The sequence below is a fragment of the Streptomyces sp. NPDC101490 genome (assembly GCF_044767145.1).
In the GTDB taxonomy this organism is placed as follows: Bacteria; Actinomycetota; Actinomycetes; order Streptomycetales; family Streptomycetaceae; genus Streptomyces.
In genome coordinates, this window is the sequence record NZ_JBIWNI010000029.1 from 1 (window position 1) to 17,303 (window position 17,303).

At 70.8% G+C, this 17,303-nt stretch carries 14 protein-coding genes; 11 read left to right on the top strand and 3 right to left on the bottom strand.

Features of this window, described 5'->3' with window-relative positions:
- Nucleotides 1-373 precede the first annotated feature (373 nt).
- On the bottom strand, nt 374-1,726 hold the full coding sequence (locus ACIRQY_RS32055; protein WP_403931464.1) for a M1 family aminopeptidase: 1,353 nt from the start codon (nt 1,724-1,726) through the stop codon (nt 374-376).
- 616 nt (nt 1,727-2,342) lie between these two features.
- On the opposite strand from ACIRQY_RS32055, the gene ACIRQY_RS32060 reads away from it, so the two are divergent.
- The gene (locus tag ACIRQY_RS32060) at nt 2,343-2,588 is read left to right on the top strand and encodes a hypothetical protein (RefSeq protein ID WP_351794201.1); all 246 of its coding nucleotides are present in this window, start codon (nt 2,343-2,345) and stop codon (nt 2,586-2,588) included.
- 267 nt (nt 2,589-2,855) lie between these two features.
- Here the strand turns inward: ACIRQY_RS32060 and ACIRQY_RS32065 are convergent, their stop codons facing one another.
- Nucleotides 2,856-4,046: an alpha/beta hydrolase family protein gene (locus ACIRQY_RS32065; RefSeq protein ID WP_403931465.1), complete on the bottom strand. Its 1,191-nt coding sequence runs from the start codon at nt 4,044-4,046 to the stop codon at nt 2,856-2,858.
- A gap of 168 nt (nt 4,047-4,214) precedes the next feature.
- Between ACIRQY_RS32065 and ACIRQY_RS32070 the strand changes: the two genes are divergently transcribed.
- From ACIRQY_RS32070 to ACIRQY_RS32090, 5 genes are all read left to right on the top strand, one after another.
- Entirely contained in the window at nt 4,215-5,342 is a 1,128-nt protein-coding gene (locus ACIRQY_RS32070) for a sensor histidine kinase (RefSeq protein ID WP_403931467.1), read from the top strand.
- On the top strand, nt 5,339-6,055 hold the full coding sequence (locus tag ACIRQY_RS32075) for a response regulator (protein WP_403931469.1): 717 nt from the start codon (nt 5,339-5,341) through the stop codon (nt 6,053-6,055). The genes ACIRQY_RS32070 and ACIRQY_RS32075 overlap by 4 nt, the downstream gene beginning before the upstream one ends.
- 240 nt (nt 6,056-6,295) lie before the next feature.
- On the top strand, nt 6,296-6,865 hold the full coding sequence (locus tag ACIRQY_RS32080) for an SMI1/KNR4 family protein (protein WP_403931471.1): 570 nt from the start codon (nt 6,296-6,298) through the stop codon (nt 6,863-6,865).
- A 65-nt stretch (nt 6,866-6,930) separates the two neighbouring features.
- A complete protein-coding gene (locus ACIRQY_RS32085) occupies nt 6,931-7,173 on the top strand; it encodes a hypothetical protein (RefSeq protein WP_403931473.1) in 243 nt (80 codons plus the stop codon).
- Between the two features lie 308 nt (nt 7,174-7,481).
- Entirely contained in the window at nt 7,482-10,871 is a 3,390-nt protein-coding gene (locus ACIRQY_RS32090; RefSeq protein ID WP_403931475.1) for a S8 family peptidase, read from the top strand.
- 91 nt (nt 10,872-10,962) lie between these two features.
- On the opposite strand, the gene ACIRQY_RS32095 is transcribed toward ACIRQY_RS32090, so the two are convergent.
- Nucleotides 10,963-11,415: a MerR family transcriptional regulator gene (locus tag ACIRQY_RS32095; protein WP_403931477.1), complete on the bottom strand. Its 453-nt coding sequence runs from the start codon at nt 11,413-11,415 to the stop codon at nt 10,963-10,965.
- Between the two features lie 94 nt (nt 11,416-11,509).
- On the opposite strand from ACIRQY_RS32095, the gene ACIRQY_RS32100 reads away from it, so the two are divergent.
- The 5 genes from ACIRQY_RS32100 (at nt 11,510) to ACIRQY_RS32120 (ending at nt 17,155) form a co-directional block, all read left to right on the top strand.
- Nucleotides 11,510-12,337: an oxidoreductase gene (locus tag ACIRQY_RS32100; RefSeq protein ID WP_403931479.1), complete on the top strand. Its 828-nt coding sequence runs from the start codon at nt 11,510-11,512 to the stop codon at nt 12,335-12,337.
- 412 nt (nt 12,338-12,749) lie between these two features.
- Entirely contained in the window at nt 12,750-14,012 is a 1,263-nt protein-coding gene (locus ACIRQY_RS32105; protein WP_403931480.1) for a pyroglutamyl peptidase, read from the top strand.
- A 620-nt stretch (nt 14,013-14,632) separates the two neighbouring features.
- Nucleotides 14,633-15,172 carry a DUF4157 domain-containing protein gene (locus tag ACIRQY_RS32110; protein WP_403931587.1) on the top strand — a complete coding sequence of 180 codons (540 nt, stop codon included), beginning with the start codon at nt 14,633-14,635 and terminating at the stop codon, nt 15,170-15,172.
- Nucleotides 15,169-16,434, top strand: a complete 1,266-nt coding sequence (locus ACIRQY_RS32115) for an Ig domain-containing protein (RefSeq protein WP_403931481.1) — start codon at nt 15,169-15,171, stop codon at nt 16,432-16,434. The genes ACIRQY_RS32110 and ACIRQY_RS32115 overlap by 4 nt, the downstream gene beginning before the upstream one ends.
- A gap of 1 nt (nt 16,435) precedes the next feature.
- Nucleotides 16,436-17,155: a hypothetical protein gene (locus ACIRQY_RS32120; RefSeq protein ID WP_403931482.1), complete on the top strand. Its 720-nt coding sequence runs from the start codon at nt 16,436-16,438 to the stop codon at nt 17,153-17,155.
- Nucleotides 17,156-17,303 lie beyond the last annotated feature (148 nt).

The following is a 17,303-nucleotide window of genomic DNA, read 5'->3' on the forward strand; positions in this document are numbered from 1 at the left end:
ATAGCTATCAGAAATAGCTACCAGGGAATCAGACGCAGTATCACCCCACCCACGTGCAACCACCTTGAAACCCACGTGAACACCCCCCACCCACACACCCAGACACCCACGCGGACACCCCCGACCAGACACAACCCGACCCCGACACACCAGAAGAACGCCAACAAGCAAGAACCGCAGCACACAGACCCTGGCCGGTTGAGCGGACGCGGGCACCGGACCCCGTCACGCACGTACCGCTCGGGGAAGCCCTCGTCACACCAGAGCCCCTCCAGCCCGTCGACCTGTCGGTGGTCATGCTGTCGGCTGCGCGACCCTCACTGGGTCCCGTGGGATTGGTGGTACCTCGTACGAAGGCCGGGTTCGTGGGCTGTCAGTTCTTCATTCCGGCGGGCCACAGGTACGCGTCGTGGGGGATGGTGGTTCCACGGGCCCAGGCGTCGAAGAAGCCGGTGAGGTTCTTGCCCGCGACTTCGGCAGCGAGCTGCTCGAACTCCGTCCAGGTGCGGTGGGAGTTCGCGTAGCGCGTCGTCCATTCCTTGAGCAGCCGGTCGAAGTCCGTGTCTCCGATGGACTTGCGCAGGGCGTGCAGGGCGTACGGCGCCTTGGTGTACATACCCATGCTTGAGGGGACGATGGTCTGCCGCCACCAGTCGGCGTCGTCGGCCAGCGTCTTGATCTCGTTGCGGTACCTGGTGTCCAGGTCGGTTCCACCGGACGCTTCGGCCCACTGCCATGGTGCGTACGAAGCCAGCCCTTCGCTGATGGCGGCGTCGTCGTTGGTGGCCGGGGCCACGGAGTTGCCGAACCACGAGTGTGCCAACTCGTGCACCAGGATGCTGGGGTCGAAGCCGTCGGTAGAGGTCCCTGAGATGACCGCACGGCCCTGTCCTGCGTAGTAGGGCGTATTACGGTCGACCGGGTCCACGAAGATTCCGCCGACCGAGTCGAAGGGGTAGGCGCCGTAGCTCTCGGTCAGGTGTTTCATCATCGAGGGCAACTGGTCCGCGGCGGGCTTGGCCCTGTCTTCTGCGCCCTTGCCGAAAGCGTTGACGACCGGGGTACCGTCGTCGAGCCTGGAGCGTTCCAGCTTCCACGGCCCGACACCGAGCGTCGCATTCGCCGGCCTCAGGGGTGCGGCCGTACGCCAGCGGAAGGAATTCCGCCCGGCCCGGTCTTCGGCGGGCAGTTCGAGGCCGTTCGAGATCGCCACCCAGTTGGCGGGCACGGTGGCGGTGACGTTCAGCTGTGCGCGGGCGGACTTGTCGGTGCTGGTGGGAAACCAACTGCTCGCGGTGTCGGTGACGGTGACGGCGCCACCGTCCTCGGTCCTGGCCCATGCGGGATTGTCCTTGCCCGGCTGTCCCGCGTAGCGGATGCGCACCTTGACGTTCTTCCCCGTGCCGATGCGCTGGGCTGGAGTCACGCGCAGTTTTCCGTCGGAGGCGCTGAACGACCTGGCGGCTTTGCCGTTGATCTCCACAGCCACAGCAGGCAGCGCCAGGTTCAGGGTGAGCTCGTCCAAAGGCTTCTTGGTGGTCAGTTTCACCGTGGTGTCGCCGGTCAGTACCTCGGTCTTCGGTTCGTACGCGACGCTGACGTCGTAACCGCTCACGGCATACCCCGCTCCAGATCCCGCCGCACCCGAGGCCGCCATCGCCGACTGCGGGGTGAAACCTGTCGCCAGCACGGTCAGTGCGCACGCGGACGCAAACTTCTTGCGCATTCGCTGATCTCCTTGAGTTCGACAGCGTCATGCCATACGAACACTTCACTTTGACCGTTCTATGACCGCACTTGAATGAACCAGTCACGGTGAACTGTTCCGGGTCCGGGAGCGATCTCAGATGGCGCGAGCACAAGGCCACCACGCTCGCTCTGTCCGCTCCGGCTGCCAGGGCTTGAGTCCGGCGGTGAGGCCGCGGAGGTATCCGTGGACAGCCATCGTGGGTCGGTTTCGGGGCGGGCGTGGCCGGGAGGTCCTCGGCCAGGGCAGGCGCGGATCCCGCCGCCCGCGCGTCCCCTGCCCGGCCGTGGGCGACAGGACTGGGCCGGCTCGGCGAAGGCCAGGACCCGCGTAGCGGCCCCGGCTCTGGCCCATTGGCCCACTGCCCCGGCCCCGGCTCCAGCCGCAGCCCCAGCCGTGGGCATCCCGTCCGTCGCTCGACGTGTGACACGGCCCCGCAGGCACTTCCGCGCGTGTTGAATCATTCGGGTTGTCGGCGGCGAGAAGCGGCGTGTACCGGTGTGACACCTTCCGCGCCGCCGCCAACATGATCACGAAAAGGGGCGGCGCGAGGGGCGCGGCCCCGCGACTGAAGGGCACTCCCTTGCGACTGTTCATGCGCGCCGCAGCGGTCTCCGTCTGCGCGGCCGGCCTCGCGTTCTCCCTCGCTCCGGCGGCCCAGGCAGCCCAGGCGTCCGGCTGCCGCTACTACTACACCAGTTGGTTCACCGGCCCGAACGGCCAGACGACCGGCAGTGGCGAGTACGCGGAAGGCGACCGGGACCCCGAGGGCCGGATCTGCGAGAACGGCTGGTGGGTGTCCCCCCAGGACGAGCGTGACGGCGGCCCCTTCGGGCTCTGACACTCCACCCGACAGCTCCGCCGTGTACGCCCCCGCCTCGCGAGGCAGCGCGGCGCGGGCGTATACGGGTGGGGGCCCGCCGACAGTGTCGGGCCCCCAGCCGGGGAAACAACAGGCTCTGCCGAGGGGGGCATGCTCGCCGGTGCCGACGTCTGGCCGTAGACCCGGCCATGCCACAGCTGCTCGCCGTCGGCGTTCATCCGGCCAGTCTCCCCGCCACCAGCCACCCAGCCACCACCGGCATCGCGGGCCCCGCGCCAGGTTGCTTCACCGGGCGTGGCCGACCTCGGGGAAGTCGGGAGAAGGACCGTCGAGCAGGCGCCCACGGTCGCGGAGGTGGAGGTCGAAGAAGGCTCGCGGATAGGCGCGTTGGAAGGCCTGCGCCCGATGGCCGGGAATTGTCCCGACATCCTGCTCCAGATCGTGCGGTGACATGCCCAGGAGAGGGGCGATCAGCGGCAGGATCAGCACGTCGTCGCCGAACGACTGGTGCGCGGCTCCCCGTACGGTCAGATGCAGACGCCAGCCGCGCAGATGCGACCAGAACGTGCGCAGGGCGGGGTTGTTCTCCATGCCGCCCTTGCCCGGGGTGTCCACGACCAGGAACGGGCGGTCGAGCCCGGCGTCCACCACCGGGCCCGCCGCGCCTCCGTCCAGACTCGCTCCCGCCGTGATCCGCCCGTCGGTGAGCATCGTCGCGGCGGTGGTGGCGCCGCCCAGGGAGTGGCCGAGCATCCCGACGCGCCGAAGGTCGAGCGCTCCGCTCAGGCCTGGGGGCAGCGGGGTTCGGTGGACGCCAGGGTGGCCGCCCGAGCGCAGGACGGCGAGCCGGTCCAGGACGAAGCGGATGTCGGCGGTGCGGACCGCGAGGGCCTTGGCGTAGTCGCTGATCCCGCCCGCCGGGTTCGTCTCGACGCGTCCACCGGGGAACGCGACCGCCGCCGCGTCGTAGGTGTGGTCGACGGTGACCACCACAAAGCCGTGACTGGCGAGGTCTTCCACGATGCCCGTGCCGAACGACCGTGACGCGTAGGCGCCGGGCGAGTAGAGAACGACGGGCAGGAGGCTTGATGGGCCGCCGACGGGAGCGCCTTCGCGGCCGTGGGTGTGTCCCAGTCGTACCCGGCCGGGCGGCAGGCCGAGCAGGCTCAGGTACCGGTCGGCCGCCTCCGGGGGCATCCAGGGAACGGAGGGGCGGGTCGCCTTTCCGCGGGCGGGGTACCAGATGCTGATCATGAGCTCGCGGCAGGGCCGGGAGGGCACCCAGGGGTCCGGCCGCGCGGTGTCGGTCAGGTGCAGCGAGATCGTGCCGAGCGGGTAGGGCCCGTTCGGGGCCGACAGTTGGAACCGCACGGGTTCCTCCCGCCGCGGTCGCGCGACGGCCGTCGGTGCGAGCGGACCCGGGATCATCGCGGCGGCCAGGCCGACGCCCGAGGACAGAAGTGTTCTCCGATTCATGGGCTCCACTGTTCCGCCGGACGGGCCCGGCGGCTTCGTCTCCGGGGAGGAACCCGGTGTCAGCCCAGGAAGGTAGGACGGGCATCAGCCGCGCGGATGACTCAGCCCGCGAGATGACGTCCTCCGGGCTGACCGGCTCGGGGCCCTCGTCTGGATAGCGTGGTCGGTATGGACGACGGGGAGTCACGGCCGCTGGTGGCCAGACGTCTACGGGACGCGCACTGGCACGGTGTGGACACGGTCGCGGCCGTGCTTCTCGCCCTGGTGTTCGGCGCGAGCGAGGCGCGGAGCGGTGGCTGGGGCGCGGCGGCCGTGGCGGCGGCGGTCTGGCTGCCGGTCGCGGTACGGCGTAGGTGGTCCGTCCCGGTGCTGTACACGGTCCTGGCCGGAGCCGTCTGCGCCCTGGCGTTCACCGGATGGGAGGAGTCATGGCTCCCCGTCGGGGCCGCCCTGTACACGGTGGCGGCGCGGGAACCACGGCTGCGGTCCGCGACGGCGCTCGGCTGCTCGCTGGGCGCCGTCGCGGTGGCCATGGCCCTCGTACCGCGACCGGTCACGGTCTCCGAGGTCGCGTCGGGCGTCGTCTTCGCGTCCTTGATGATGACCCTGCCGTGGCTGGTCGGCACGGCGTTGAGAGAGCAGCGGTCGTACGCGGCACTCGCCGCCCGGCAGGCCCTGACGGACGAGCGCCTGCGGATCGCCCGGGAGCTCCACGATGTGGTGGCCCATCATCTGACCGTCATCACGGTACGGGCCGAGGTCGCCCGTGCGGTGGCCTCCACCAGCCCCCAGGAGGCCGAGCAGACCCTCGCGCTGGTCGGGGCCTCGGGCCGGACGGCGCTCACCGAGATGCGTCGGATGCTCGGCGTTCTGCGATCACCTCATGAGGCTGCCGAGTTGGGGTCCGCCCCCGGTCTGGCGGACCTGCCCGCGCTCGCGGACGGGGCGGGCCCGCGCGTGGAACTGTCCGTCGACCCGGGTCCGCCACTCCCCCAGGGCGTGGAACTGGCGGTCTACCGGATCGTGCAGGAAGCCCTTACCAATGTCGTCCGGCACGCGGGATCGGCGGACTGCCGGGTGACCCTGTCCCGGACGGGCCCCGAAGCCGTCGAGGTGGAGGTCGTCAACGACGCGCCGTCCCACCTCCCGTCCCGGCGTCCTGGCGGCGGCCACGGACTCATGGGGATGCGGGAGCGGGCGGCGATGTGCGGCGGGACCCTCTCCGCAGGTCACCTGGCGACGGGCGGTTTCCGGGTACACGCGCGGCTGCCCTGCGGACCGGGGACGGCACGGTGAACCGGCCGGTCCGGGTTCTCATCGCCGATGACCAGGCGCTGTTGCGGACGGGCTTCCGGCTGCTCATCGAGAGCGTGCCCGACCTCACCGTCGCGGGCGAGGCCGTCAGCGGCGACCAGGCCGTCGAACTCGCGCTGCGGCTGCGGCCCGACGTCGTGCTGATGGACATCCGGATGCCGGGCACGGACGGCCTGGAGGCCACCCGGCGCATCTGCGCGGACCCGGGCGCCGCCGACACCCGTGTGCTGGTGCTCACCACGTTCGACCTGGACGAGTACGTGTACGCGGCACTGTGCGGCGGGGCCAGCGGATTCCTCCTGAAGGACATCCTCCCCGCCGATCTGCTGACCGCCTTGCGGGTGGTCGCCTCCGGTGACGCCCTGCTCGCGCCCACGGTCACCCGCCGTCTGATCCACGAGTTCGCCGCACGCAACGAGCCGCGCCCGCGACTCGCCCGGGAGCTGGCGGGCGTGACCCCACGGGAACGGGAAGTGCTCCGCCTGGTGGCCCGGGGCCTGCCCAACCCCGTGATCGCCGACCATCTCGGGCTGAGCATCGCGACCGTCAAGACACATGTACGGCGGCTGCTGAGCAAGCTTCAGGCCCATGACCGGGCCCAGCTGGTCGTCATCGCCTATGAGACGGGCCTGGTCACCGCAGGCGACATGCCTCCCGTCCACCGGCATTCCCCTGGGCTGGGACGGTTGGCCTGAAGGGGGACACCTGCGGCGCGCCGACATCGACGAGAGCGGTCCAGGACGCGGAGGGCGATGTTCCCCGGGCGTGGTGGCGGCGTATTTCCCCAGCCGCTGGGCGTCGGCTCAGTGGTCGACCGTGCGGGGCGAGCCTGCGGAAGGATACCGATCGCACCAATATCCCCGGACTTCCGCCGCGCTTGAGACGCAGAGGGGCTCAGCCGCACCGTGAAAGGCCGTCCTCTAGCCTCGGGTTCCATGAACCGTCCCGCTGTGCCCCCTCCCCTGACCGAGGCCGAGGTGATCGAAGCCGAAGCAGATCTCGGTGTCGCCTTCCCCGGCGAGTATCGCCGCTACTTGCTGCAGGTGAGTGCGGGCGGAGCCGTCGCACAGCTTGAGAAGACAGAGAACGGTTGGTGGTGGGCGGGCCAGAGCGCTGGGCGCCGCGACCTTCTGCCCCTGCCCTTCCCGCACCCGGACTCCTATGAGGATGCCGAACAGGAACTGGACCAGCGCGAACCGAGGGTCGAGGGCTTCCCGGCCGACGACTCGTTCTCGCGGGCCTGGGACGCCTGGGACGCCGAGTATGAGGAATTCGAGGATCGGAAGACCGCAGGGTCTGCCGTTGTGCGGGAGCACGGCTGTGGATTCGCCACGCTCATGGTGATCACGGGTCCACTCGTCGGCACCATGTGGTGGGACGGGCGGGCGACCTGCGGCCTGATCATCCCGCTGTCCCTCGACCACGCCGGCGGGGCCCGACCTGTCACTTTCGGCGAATGGCTCGGCCGTGACTCCTGGAACCTGCTTCCGCCCGGTTGGGGCTGAGGCCCGGCGTCATCGAGCCGGTTGGGGGAAGACGGGGGTGACCTGCTCTGTTCGAACGTCGCACGGTGGAGCCGTCGTTGGAGGACGGCTGCCTCACGGCGGGTGATCCCGTCCTGGTAGAGGACCTGGAGGAAGTCCAGATGCCCGAGCTCGCCACCGTGGGGCGGGCGAGGCAGGCGCCCGGGGGCTCCGGCATCCCCGTCCTGACGTACAAGGCCCGCACCGGCGTCGGCGGAACCTTCCGAGTCTCCTCCGAACACCACCTCGGACGCCCCCTCACACCACCCGGGCCCATCTCACCGTACTGACGCCGGTGCAGGCCGAACACCGTCGCCCACCCCCGCCTCCGCGACGGGCGGCGCCGATCTTCGGCCCGGTCCCGCGCGCATGCCGCACTGTCCGGAACCGGACATGTGCCGCGGAGCGGCTGGGTCGCCGTCGCGGTTGCGGTTGTGGTTGCGGCGAACCCCGCGCTCCGGCCGGTGGCCGAGATCGCGCCCCTTCGATCATTTCCGGCCATTGCGGTGCGACTGGCCAACCTGACGGCGGGGCCGCCCGGTTGGGGCCTCAGGGAGCGAGGTCCACTCCGGACCCGGTTCCGTCATCAGGAGGAAAGTTGCTCAGAAGACGCCAGGAAGTCGGCAGAACCGTTGTCGTCCTGTCGATCGCGGTCGTCCTCGCGGCCGTCTCGGTCACCGGGTCACCCGGTCACGCGACCGCCGCGCCCACCGGATCCGGCGTGGTCCCCACAGGCGATACAGCACGATCGGGTCCCGGTTCCGTGATCACCCTGATCACCGGCGACCGGGTCAGGGTCGACGCCGAGGGAGCCGTCACCGGTCTCCAGCGGGCGGCAGGGCGGGAACGCATACCCGTACAGACCCGCATACAGCACGGACGCACCCATGTCATCCCGTACGACGCCCGGGAGCTCATCGCCTCGGGCACGCTCGACCAGCGACTGTTCGACGTCACCGAACTCAGCCGTGCGCAGAGCCGCGTGTCCCACCGCGACGGCCTCAAGGTGATCGTCGGCTACACCGGCGGACCGACGGCCGCCGCGGCCCGCACCGATGTGCGGACCCTGCCCGGCACCCAGCTCCGGCGCACCCTGCGGACCCTGAACGCCGACGCGGTGACCGCCCCTGCCGAGGGCCCCGCCGCCCTGTGGAAGACCCTCACAGCGCCGAAGGGGGACAGCGCCCGGACCGTCGCCTCCGGGATCGCCCGTATCTGGCTCGACGGCGTCAACCGGGCCTCCCTCGACACCAGCGTCGGACAGGTCGGCACCCCCAAGGCCTGGGCGGCCGGATACGACGGCACCGGCGTGAAGATCGCCGTGCTGGACACCGGGATCGAGGCGGCGCACCCCGACCTCAAGGGCCAGGTGATCGGCGAGGCGAACTTCTCCGCCTCCCCCGACACCAAGGACCGCAACGGCCACGGCACCCATGTCGCCTCCACAGCCGCCGGTACGGGTGCCGGGTCGGCCGGAAAGTACAAGGGTGTCGCCCCCGGTGCGAAGGTCCTCAGCGGCAAGGTCCTCGACGACGACGGCAGCGGCGACGACTCCTCCATCGTGGCGGGCATGGAATGGGCCGTCGCCCAGGGCGCGGACATCGTCAACCTCAGCCTCGGCGGCTGGGACACTCCCGGGACCGACCCCAAGGAAGCCCAGGTCGAGAAGGCCTCGGCGGAGAGGGGCGTCCTGTTCGCCATAGCGGCCGGCAACGACGGACGGGCGGCGCGGACCGTCGGTTCGCCCGGCTCGGCGCCCTCCGCGCTGACCGTCGGCGGCGTCGACGACAACGACGCGATGTACGAGATGTCCAGCGGCGGCCCGATCCCCGACGGCAGCGTCAAACCCGACATCACCGCTCCCGGCGTGGGCATCACCGCGGCTTCCTCCCCCGGCAGCACCATCGAGCGGATGTTCGGACAGAACCCGCCGGGCTATGTCACGATCTCCGGCACCTCCATGGCGACGCCGCACGTGGCCGGGGCCGCCGCCCTTCTCAAGCAGAAGAACCCCGGCTGGACGTACAAAGAGCTGAAGAGCACCCTCACCGCCTCCGCGCAGGAGGGCCCGTACAGCCCCTTCGAGCAGGGCTCGGGCAGGCTCGCCGTCGACCGGGCCGTCGAGCAGACCGTGACCGCCGACGCGAACACCGTCAACTTCGGCCGTCAGAACTGGCCGCACACCGACAACACCCCGGTCACCAGGACGGTGACCTACCGCAACCAGGGGTCCAGGGACGCGGTCCTCCAGCTCAGCGCCAAGGGCGTCGGCCCCGACGGCACGGCCGTCCCGGCCGGGTTCTTCACTCTCGGCGCGGACCGGATCACCGTCCCGGCAGGCGGCACGGCCTCCGTGACCGTCACGGCCGACACCCGCCTCGCGGGCGGGAACTCCGTCCCCGGCGGCTCCGGTTCCGGCTCCTACGCGGCGGCCCTGACCGCCACCGGTGACGGCCACACCGTCCGTACCACCGCTTCCGTGGAACTGGAGACCGAGTCGTACGACGTCACCGTCCGGCACATCGCGCGCGACGGCTCACCCGGCGACGACTTCACCACGGAGCTGCTCGCCAACCATTCCACGACCGAGTTCCGCTGGACGGACCGCGCGGCCGGGCTCGCCGTCATCCGCGCGCCCAGGGGCAGTTATCTGCTCCAGTCCAGCGCCGCCGTCGACCCGCTGGACGCCGGAAAGGGCTTCGACCTGCTCTCCCAGCCTCGGCTGACCGTCGACAAGGACATCACCGTCACCGTCGACGCGCGCACGGCCGAACCGGTCGACGTCACCGTCCCTGACCCCGCCGCCAGGTCCACGCACGCCGTCACGGGCTACACCCTCGACGACCCGAGCGGCGGCTGGCTCGCCTCCTCCTACTCCCTGGAGTCGTTCGCGGGTCTGCGCACCGCGCACATCGGACCGCAGATCACCGACGGTTCGCTCGCCCAGACGTGGAGCACCCAGTGGAGGAAGCCGTCCGGCGAGGAGTACCGGACCGTCTCCGGGGGCAAGGTGAACCGGTTCGCGACCGGGTACACCAAGCACTTCACCGCCGGTGAGTTCGCCACGGTGCGGGTCGGCCTCGGCGGCTCCGTCAAGGGCAAGCGGGGCGATCTGGACCTCAGGGGCACGGCGGGCGTCCCCGAGTCCGGCCCCCGCCTGTTCTCCCCCGAGTCGCTGCCCGCCTCCCGGACCCTGCTGCTCTCCACCGCGGATCAGGCCACTTGGGACATGCAGTACCTCCAGATCGGCTCGGTGGTCCAGGGAACGGTGTTCCAGGACGCGATGTACCTCCTCGGCGGTGCGAAGACCTACCAGGCGGGGAAGGAGTACCGGGAGACCTTCAACACCGGGGTCGTCCAGCCGTCGCTGCGCCCGGGTTCCGGTGTCTTCCGGGAGGGCGACCTGCTGTGGGGCAGGCTGGGCCTGTTCGACGACGCCCAGGGCCACGAGGGCCTGACGAACATCGCCTCGTCCAGGACCACGCTGCACCGGGGCACCACGAAGATCGGTGAGTACGAGGGCGGGCTCTGGGGCGCGCAGGGCTTCGAGGTGGCGCCCGAGGCCGCCGAGTACACCCTGACCAGCACCTCGACCCGTGCCCCCGACGTGTCCCGGATCTCCAGCCGGACCGATGTGAGCTGGACCTTCCGCACCGAGCGCCCCACCGCCGGTGCCAGGACCGAACTGCCCGTCTCCCTGCCCCGCTTCGGCGCGGTCGGCGGCCTCGACGGCACCGTCCGGGCAGGTGCCACGACGACCCTCCCGGTGACCGTCCAGGGCCCGGCGGCGGGCCGCAACCTCGGATCACTCGCCGTGTCGGCGTCGTACGACAACGGCCTGACCTGGCGGAAGGTCCCCGTCACGAAGGGCAGGATCACCCTGCTGAACCCGGCGAAGGACAAGTCCGTCGCGCTGCGCGCCGAGGTCACGGACGTCAAGGGCGGCAAGGGGACGGTGACGGTGTACGACGCGTACTTCGGCAAGTGAGCGAGCCCGCCCGGCGGCCGTGGGCCGCCGGGCGGGGGGGCCAGGTGCCGTGGGCGTCACGGCCGATTCCGTACGGATCACCGCCGGGCGATCACTCGTCCTCCGACTGGTGGCACTCCTGGTCGGTCTCGGCCCGTGCGGTATCCGGGTGGGAGGGATTCCACAGCCGGTCGGCCTCGCCACGGGCGAGGTGATCTTCGTAGATCCTCACCTTGTACCGCATGACGTCCAAGGTCTCGCGCAGTTCCCGGATCTGTGCCCGCACATGGCTTTCGTGCCGACGCAGCAACTCGAGGCGCTCGTGTTCGTTGCCCGGGCCCTGGCGGGCCAGCTCGACGTACTGCCGGATCATCGCCAGTGACATGCCGGAGGAGCGCAGTCTCGTGCAGATGGCCAGCCACTCCAGATCTGCCTCGTGGTAGATCCGACGGCCGTTGGACAGGCGCCGTACCGGGTTGGCGAACAGGCCCTCCCGCTCGTAGAACCGCAGTGCGTGAACGCTGAGCCCGCTGCGCTCAGCCACTTCGCCGATGCTCAGGTCCATGAGCGCCCCCGTCAGACAGCTATTGATCTAGACCCGACTCTAGCTTCTACCGTCGAACCGATGGCCGATGGGGCGATCGGAACGAGGAGAGAACATGAGCGTGTGGTTCGTCACCGGTGCCTCGCGCGGGCTCGGCGCGGAGATCACCCGTGAGGCCCTGGACCGTGGGCACAGCGTGATCGCGACGGCGCGGGACCGGGCGGCGGTGCTCCGGGCGTACCCGGACAGGCCGGACGGCCTGCTGGCGGTGAGCGCGGACGTGAGGGAGCCCGGACACCTGACGGCCGCGGTGGAGGCGGGCCTGGCGGAGTTCGGCCGGATCGACGTCGTGGTCAACAACGCCGGATACGGACTCGTGGGCGCCGTCGAGGAGGTCTCCGACAAGGCTGCCCGGGCGCTGTTCGACGTCAACGTCTTCGGTGTGCTGAACACGTTGCGGGCGACCCTGCCGACGTTGCGCGCCCAGCGATCCGGGCATGTCCTGAACATCGGCTCCGTGGGCGGCTTCGCCACCGCTCCGGGCGTGGGCCTGTACGGTGCGTCGAAGTTCGCCCTGGAGGGCGTCTCCGAGGCGCTGCACGGTGAGCTGGCCCCACTCGGCGTCCGTGTCACGATCGTGGAGCCGGGCGGCTTCCGCACCGACTTCCTCAGCAGTTCGAGCATGGAGGTCGAACCGGCCTCCATCGCTGACTACACCGCCGGTGCGGGGCCCGTGCGCGAGGCGCTGGCCCGGAACGACGGCCGCCAGCCGGGTGATCCGGCGAAGGCGGCGAAGGCCGTCGTCGACATCACCGAAGCCGCCGAGCCGCCGCTGCGCCTGCAGTTGGGCGCGGACGCGGTCGAACGCGTCGAGGCGAAGCTGGACCTGGTACGTCGTGAACTCGACGACTGGCGCTCCGTGGCACTCTCCACCGGCATCTGAGCCGCGGCGTCCGTCCGCCAGGCGCCCGGTTCGGGAACGCCACCGATTACCAGGCCCTTTCCCGTGAGAGCCGGGATGGGACGGAAACCGCGTGGCGGGAATCGCACCGGTTGCCGCTCGTGCCACTTCCCCCGCCCCTCGCCCTCCCGCTGCTGCGGCCCCGCTCCATGGGTCCCCTCCCGCAGGCTCGGCCCTCGCCGAGGCTCCCCGTCTCATGGACGACCGATCCGGCTGGACCCTTGTCTGTCAGCGCCTGACGGGACACGGCCTGATCCGTCCCGCACGGCCAGCGCTTCCAACTGACCACGATGCAGAGGGAGCTGGGGTGAGTGAGGCGGCTGAGGCAGTCACATGGTTGCGAGTGCGGGGAGCGAGCCGGGATACTTCGCGGACTCCCGACGGAAGGACCCCCGTGCCACGGATACGCCCTGTCTCGCTCGGTCTCGCCCTGGCCAGTACCGCGCTCGTCCTCGGATCGCCGCCGGCGTCGGCCACCGACCCGATCACGGGCGCCGTCCCGGTCACCGTCGAGGAGGCTCGGCTCGACCGGGCCGCGCCCCGGGAGATCCTGCGCCGCAGCGGGTTCGACGCCGTGGCGCGGGAGTTCGCGGACGCGCTGGCGGACACGGACTCCTACCGGGAGGCCGAGCGGACCGTCGAACGCCAGGGCGCCCGGCTGTGGCAACGCGCTGTCGACCGGGCGCAGGGGCGGGGGCCCGCCCGTGGCGATCTCAGCCGGGACGACGACCGGCCGCTGTACTGGGCACGCCTCGGCATGACCCGCGAACTGCGCTCCTGGCAGCCCGGATTCGCCCTCGACGACGCCGCGCGGGCCCGTCTGTCCGAGCGGCTCGAACGGTCCTCGCGGGGTCAGGACTCGATCCGATACCCGGGGAAGGGGAAGAAGAACAAGGCCGTCAAGCGGGTTCTCATGACGGGCTTCGACCCCTTCACGCTGGACCGGGACACCCGGATCAGCAATCCTTCCGGCGCCACCGCGCTGGCCCTGGACGGCACCTTGATCCGCACGGCGGACGGTGGCCTCGCCCGGGTGGAGACGGCCGTTTTCCCGGTCCGCTGGCAGGACTTCGTCGACGGGAGCGTGGAGCGGACGCTGCGCGCGCACCTGCCGGAGGTGGACCTGTTCACGACGGTCAGTCAGGGGCGGGTCGGCCGGTTCGACATCGAGCGCCACAACGGGGCCTGGCGCGGCGGTTTCCCCGACAACGAGAACGTCTCGCGCACGGAGACGGTCCCGGTGGCCGACCCGGCCACGCAGCCCCAGTGGACGACGACGACCCTCCCGTACGCGGCGATCGTGGCGGCGGACACGGGGCGGTTCCCCGTCTACGACAACACCACGGTCACCGAGGTGCCGGCCGGGGCGAGCGCGCCGGTGAACCGTGCCGACGGACCCACCGCGGGCTCCGCCGCCCGCGCGGGCGGCGGCGGGAACTACCTCTCCAACGAGATCGCCTACCGCGCCACACTGCTGCGCGACCGGCTGGGCCTGCCGGGCCTGCCCGGCGGCCATGTCCACACCCCGGTACTCCAGTTCGGCGCGAACAACACCGACCCGGCGACGGGCACGGTCACCGACCCGGAGTTCGTCCACAACCGCCTGGACATCATCGCCCAGGTCCGTGCCGTGATCGGGGTGGCCGCCTCGTCCTGAGGACTGCCCCGGTCGGACGACGCGAAGGACGACGCCCGACCGGGGCCTCCTCCCCTCCCGGGGACACTCCTGATCACGTGAGCAGCACCTCGACGCCGGGCGCCGCCATGACGTCTCCTCGCGTGTGCCATCGCGAGGAGACACGGTCACGGGACCGCCGTACGCGAATTCATGTTCCGCGCTGACTACGACTGCGCGGGACGGCTCGTCGACGCACGATGAACCACACAGAGATACGACGTCCCATCAGTGCCTGGCCGAATCGACACCCACTCCCACCACGGGAGAACCAACGGTCAAGAGCGGTGGGACAGTTACACCTCCCAAGGGCCCAACTGCCCGACCCCACTGGCCGGGTGACGGTTCCTGGATGCCCTTCCCCCATGATGCGGGCAGCGAGTACTGCCCTCGGGAGTGCCCTGCGGGCCCTTCTCCCGCGTCGGCTGCTCGGCTGGTGTGAGGTGATCCCTCCCTGACCGAAAGGCCCGCACATGATCCATGAACACCACAGTGCTCCTGCCGTGGACCGGCAGAGGAGCGAGGCTCCCGCGCGGGCGCCGCTACCCCGGCAAGGCCTGCTGTCCCTTCAGCGCACCGCGGGGAACGCGGCGGTGCTTCGGATGCTTCAGCGGGCCGGGCATCCGTACGCCCAGCACCAGCACGACCCGGGGTGCGGTCCCCGGTCCGAGCCGGAGACCGGACCCCCGGTCCAGCGCTCCACCGTCCATGACGTGCTGCGCGCTCCAGGCCGCTCCCTGGACGAATCCACTCGTACGGACATGGAGGCACGGCTGGGCGCCGACTTCTCTGACGTCCGTATTCACGACGGCTCGGCCGCCAGGGAGTCAGCCGCCGAGGTAGGTGCTCGCGCCTACACCTCCGGCAGTCATGTCGTCATCGGGGAGGGTGGCGGCGACCGGCACACACTGGCGCATGAGCTGACCCATGTCATCCAGCAGCGCCAGGGGCCGGTGGCGGGCACCGACAACGGCGACGGTCTACGCGTCAGCGACCCCTCCGACCGTTTGCCAACGCGCACCACGTCCTCGAAGGTCCGGCCCCCGACCTCCGGCACGCCCCCGTCGGCGACGCACGGGGCACGACGGCCGCCGGGACAGCGCGGCACGCGGATACGCGCACGGGTGCCGTACAGCGCATGATGCCCGCCCCCGCCGGGCAGGCACCCGCAGCCGTACCCGCACAGCCTCCCTCGCTCCAAGCGGTCAACTTCGGCATCAACAGGGACATAGCCGACGACCCGCTGGTGGGAACCGGCTACAACGTCACGTATCTGAGGAACGAGACGCCCACGGCCCTGGTCGAGGTGCAGGGCCTCGACGGTCTCACGGGGATCTCGCTCATGGCCACGGACGGCACCAATTTCCTGGGCACCTCGATGCCGCAGAATCCTGTGGCCGGCATGATGATCTTCGACGTCCCCCTGACCGCGCTGCCCGGTGCGGGCACCGTCGGAAACACGTCACCCATGATCGACTGGGTGCTCGTCGACGCCAACAACACCATGGTGCCGCTGCATCAGACGATGCACACGTTCTACCGCCTGTTCGACAACCCGACCACCGGGATGCGCATGGACGCGGTCCACGAGGCCACGACCATGGCCGGGGGCCAGAACGACGGCCAGGGCGTGGCGACCGCGCTGCGCGGGGCGATCAAGGCCAGAGTTCCCTACAACGGCGCCCAGCTCCTCTGCCCCGACCCGCTGGCCCTGCTGAGCTCGGCTCCTGCCGGAGCTGTCTGCTCGGACTTCGCCAACCTGCACATCATGCTGGCCCAGACCCTCGGCCTCCAGGCCAACGCCGTCATGTTCTGGGGCGGGTTCCAGCACGGTGGCCACAGCGTATGGGCGTCCGATGCCGCCACCGCGAACACGCTGACCAATGTCCGCGCCACCGATCCCGCGAACAACCCCGGCGGAGGTCAGCAGGGCTGGGACTTCACCTATCACGCCATCGCCAACATCGGCGGCACATTGCATGACGCGGCGCTCAACCGGGAGGGCTACGCGGCCGAGGCGATCCACGAAGGACTCCTGGTCTTCCTGCCCGAGCTCCTCCCCACGCCCGCGACGCCGTTCGCGGCCACCACGCAGAGCGCCTTCTCGGCGTCCCTCGCGGCCGACTTCGCACTGGAGACCGTCGGTGTCACACGTCGGCAGCACGGCGACCAGATCACGAACGCCGACTTCGCCGCCAACGTCCTCAACATCATGCCCATCCCGCCGGGCACACAGGCCGCGCACCAGGATCCGGTGCAGTTGACCGGCGGCGCCCTGCCGCCGGGCCTCGTACTCGACCCGGACGGCACCCTCGCCGGAACCCCCACTACCCCGGGCCACTACGCCTTCACTGTGTCCAGCAGCCTGAACACTCCCGTCACCTACTCCCTGGTGGTGAGCTGAGGTGCTCCAGTTCCTCACTCCCGAAGAGGTGACCCTCGGCGACCATCCGACCGGCGGCTACTCGTTCGCGGGCCTGGTGCCCCCCACCTCCGTATCCGTGCCCTCCCGGTTGAGGCTCCTCGGCGGGGCCGGGCTGGTCGTGCCGCCTCCCCTGGGCTCACCGGTCGACGGTCCGGCCGTCCTGGACCAGGTCGCGGCCGAACTCGGCGACCTACTCGGCGGGGCTTTCGACGCGGGTGCGGTGCTTCCTCTCACCCTGCACGACGCCCTGATCTCCCCGGAGACCCGGGCACAGTACGAGGCGCCCGGCCGCGCCCCGGCCTGGGACCGGCCACGAGAGGGCTTCTACCGGCTCGCGGCCCGGCTGGGCGACTGGCGGGTGCAGGGCTGTGGCGAGCCCGGAGACCTGCACTGCGTCTCCTTCCACCGGCCGGTGGAAGGTCCGGCGTGGGGCGGTCCGCCCGATGACCCGTACGCCATGACCGCGGAGCTGGCCCCCGCCCTCGCCCCCCGGCTCGGCGGACAGTTCTCCCCCGAAGACCTGCGGGACGTCACCGCCGCCTTCTCACCAGGGCTCTTCGGTGTCGTCCTCTCCGCCCCCGAACTCCGCATCCGTACGGGAATCCGGCAGACCCTCGGGGCAGACGGAACACCCCTCGGCCTCGCGCGGGTCCTCCGGATCGACGCGGGACCGGGCTGCCGCGCCTGGCCGGGTCCCTGACCGCGATCGCTCCTCCGGTCGATGCCGGGCCGCGCGAGGACAGCCAACCGCGCCTGCGGCCCGGTCTCACGGGCCCGTATTCCTTGGGGTCGTCACATGACTGTTCTCCAACTCCCCATCCATCCAAGCCCTCCTGTCTCCCTACACT

Bases quoted from the DNA above. Each gene is read 5' to 3' on its own strand.
- ACIRQY_RS32055 (WP_403931464.1), bottom strand. From the start codon at position 1,726: ATGCGCAAGAAGTTTGCGTCCGCGTGCGCACTGACCGTGCTGGCGACA.
- ACIRQY_RS32060 (WP_351794201.1), top strand. From the start codon at position 2,343: ATGCGCGCCGCAGCGGTCTCCGTCTGCGCGGCCGGCCTCGCGTTCTCC.
- ACIRQY_RS32065 (WP_403931465.1), bottom strand. From the start codon at position 4,046: ATGAATCGGAGAACACTTCTGTCCTCGGGCGTCGGCCTGGCCGCCGCG.
- ACIRQY_RS32070 (WP_403931467.1), top strand. From the start codon at position 4,215: ATGGACGACGGGGAGTCACGGCCGCTGGTGGCCAGACGTCTACGGGAC.
- ACIRQY_RS32080 (WP_403931471.1), top strand. From the start codon at position 6,296: ATGAACCGTCCCGCTGTGCCCCCTCCCCTGACCGAGGCCGAGGTGATC.
- ACIRQY_RS32095 (WP_403931477.1), bottom strand. From the start codon at position 11,415: ATGGACCTGAGCATCGGCGAAGTGGCTGAGCGCAGCGGGCTCAGCGTT.
- ACIRQY_RS32100 (WP_403931479.1), top strand. From the start codon at position 11,510: ATGAGCGTGTGGTTCGTCACCGGTGCCTCGCGCGGGCTCGGCGCGGAG.
- ACIRQY_RS32110 (WP_403931587.1), top strand. From the start codon at position 14,633: ATGCTTCAGCGGGCCGGGCATCCGTACGCCCAGCACCAGCACGACCCG.
- ACIRQY_RS32115 (WP_403931481.1), top strand. From the start codon at position 15,169: ATGATGCCCGCCCCCGCCGGGCAGGCACCCGCAGCCGTACCCGCACAG.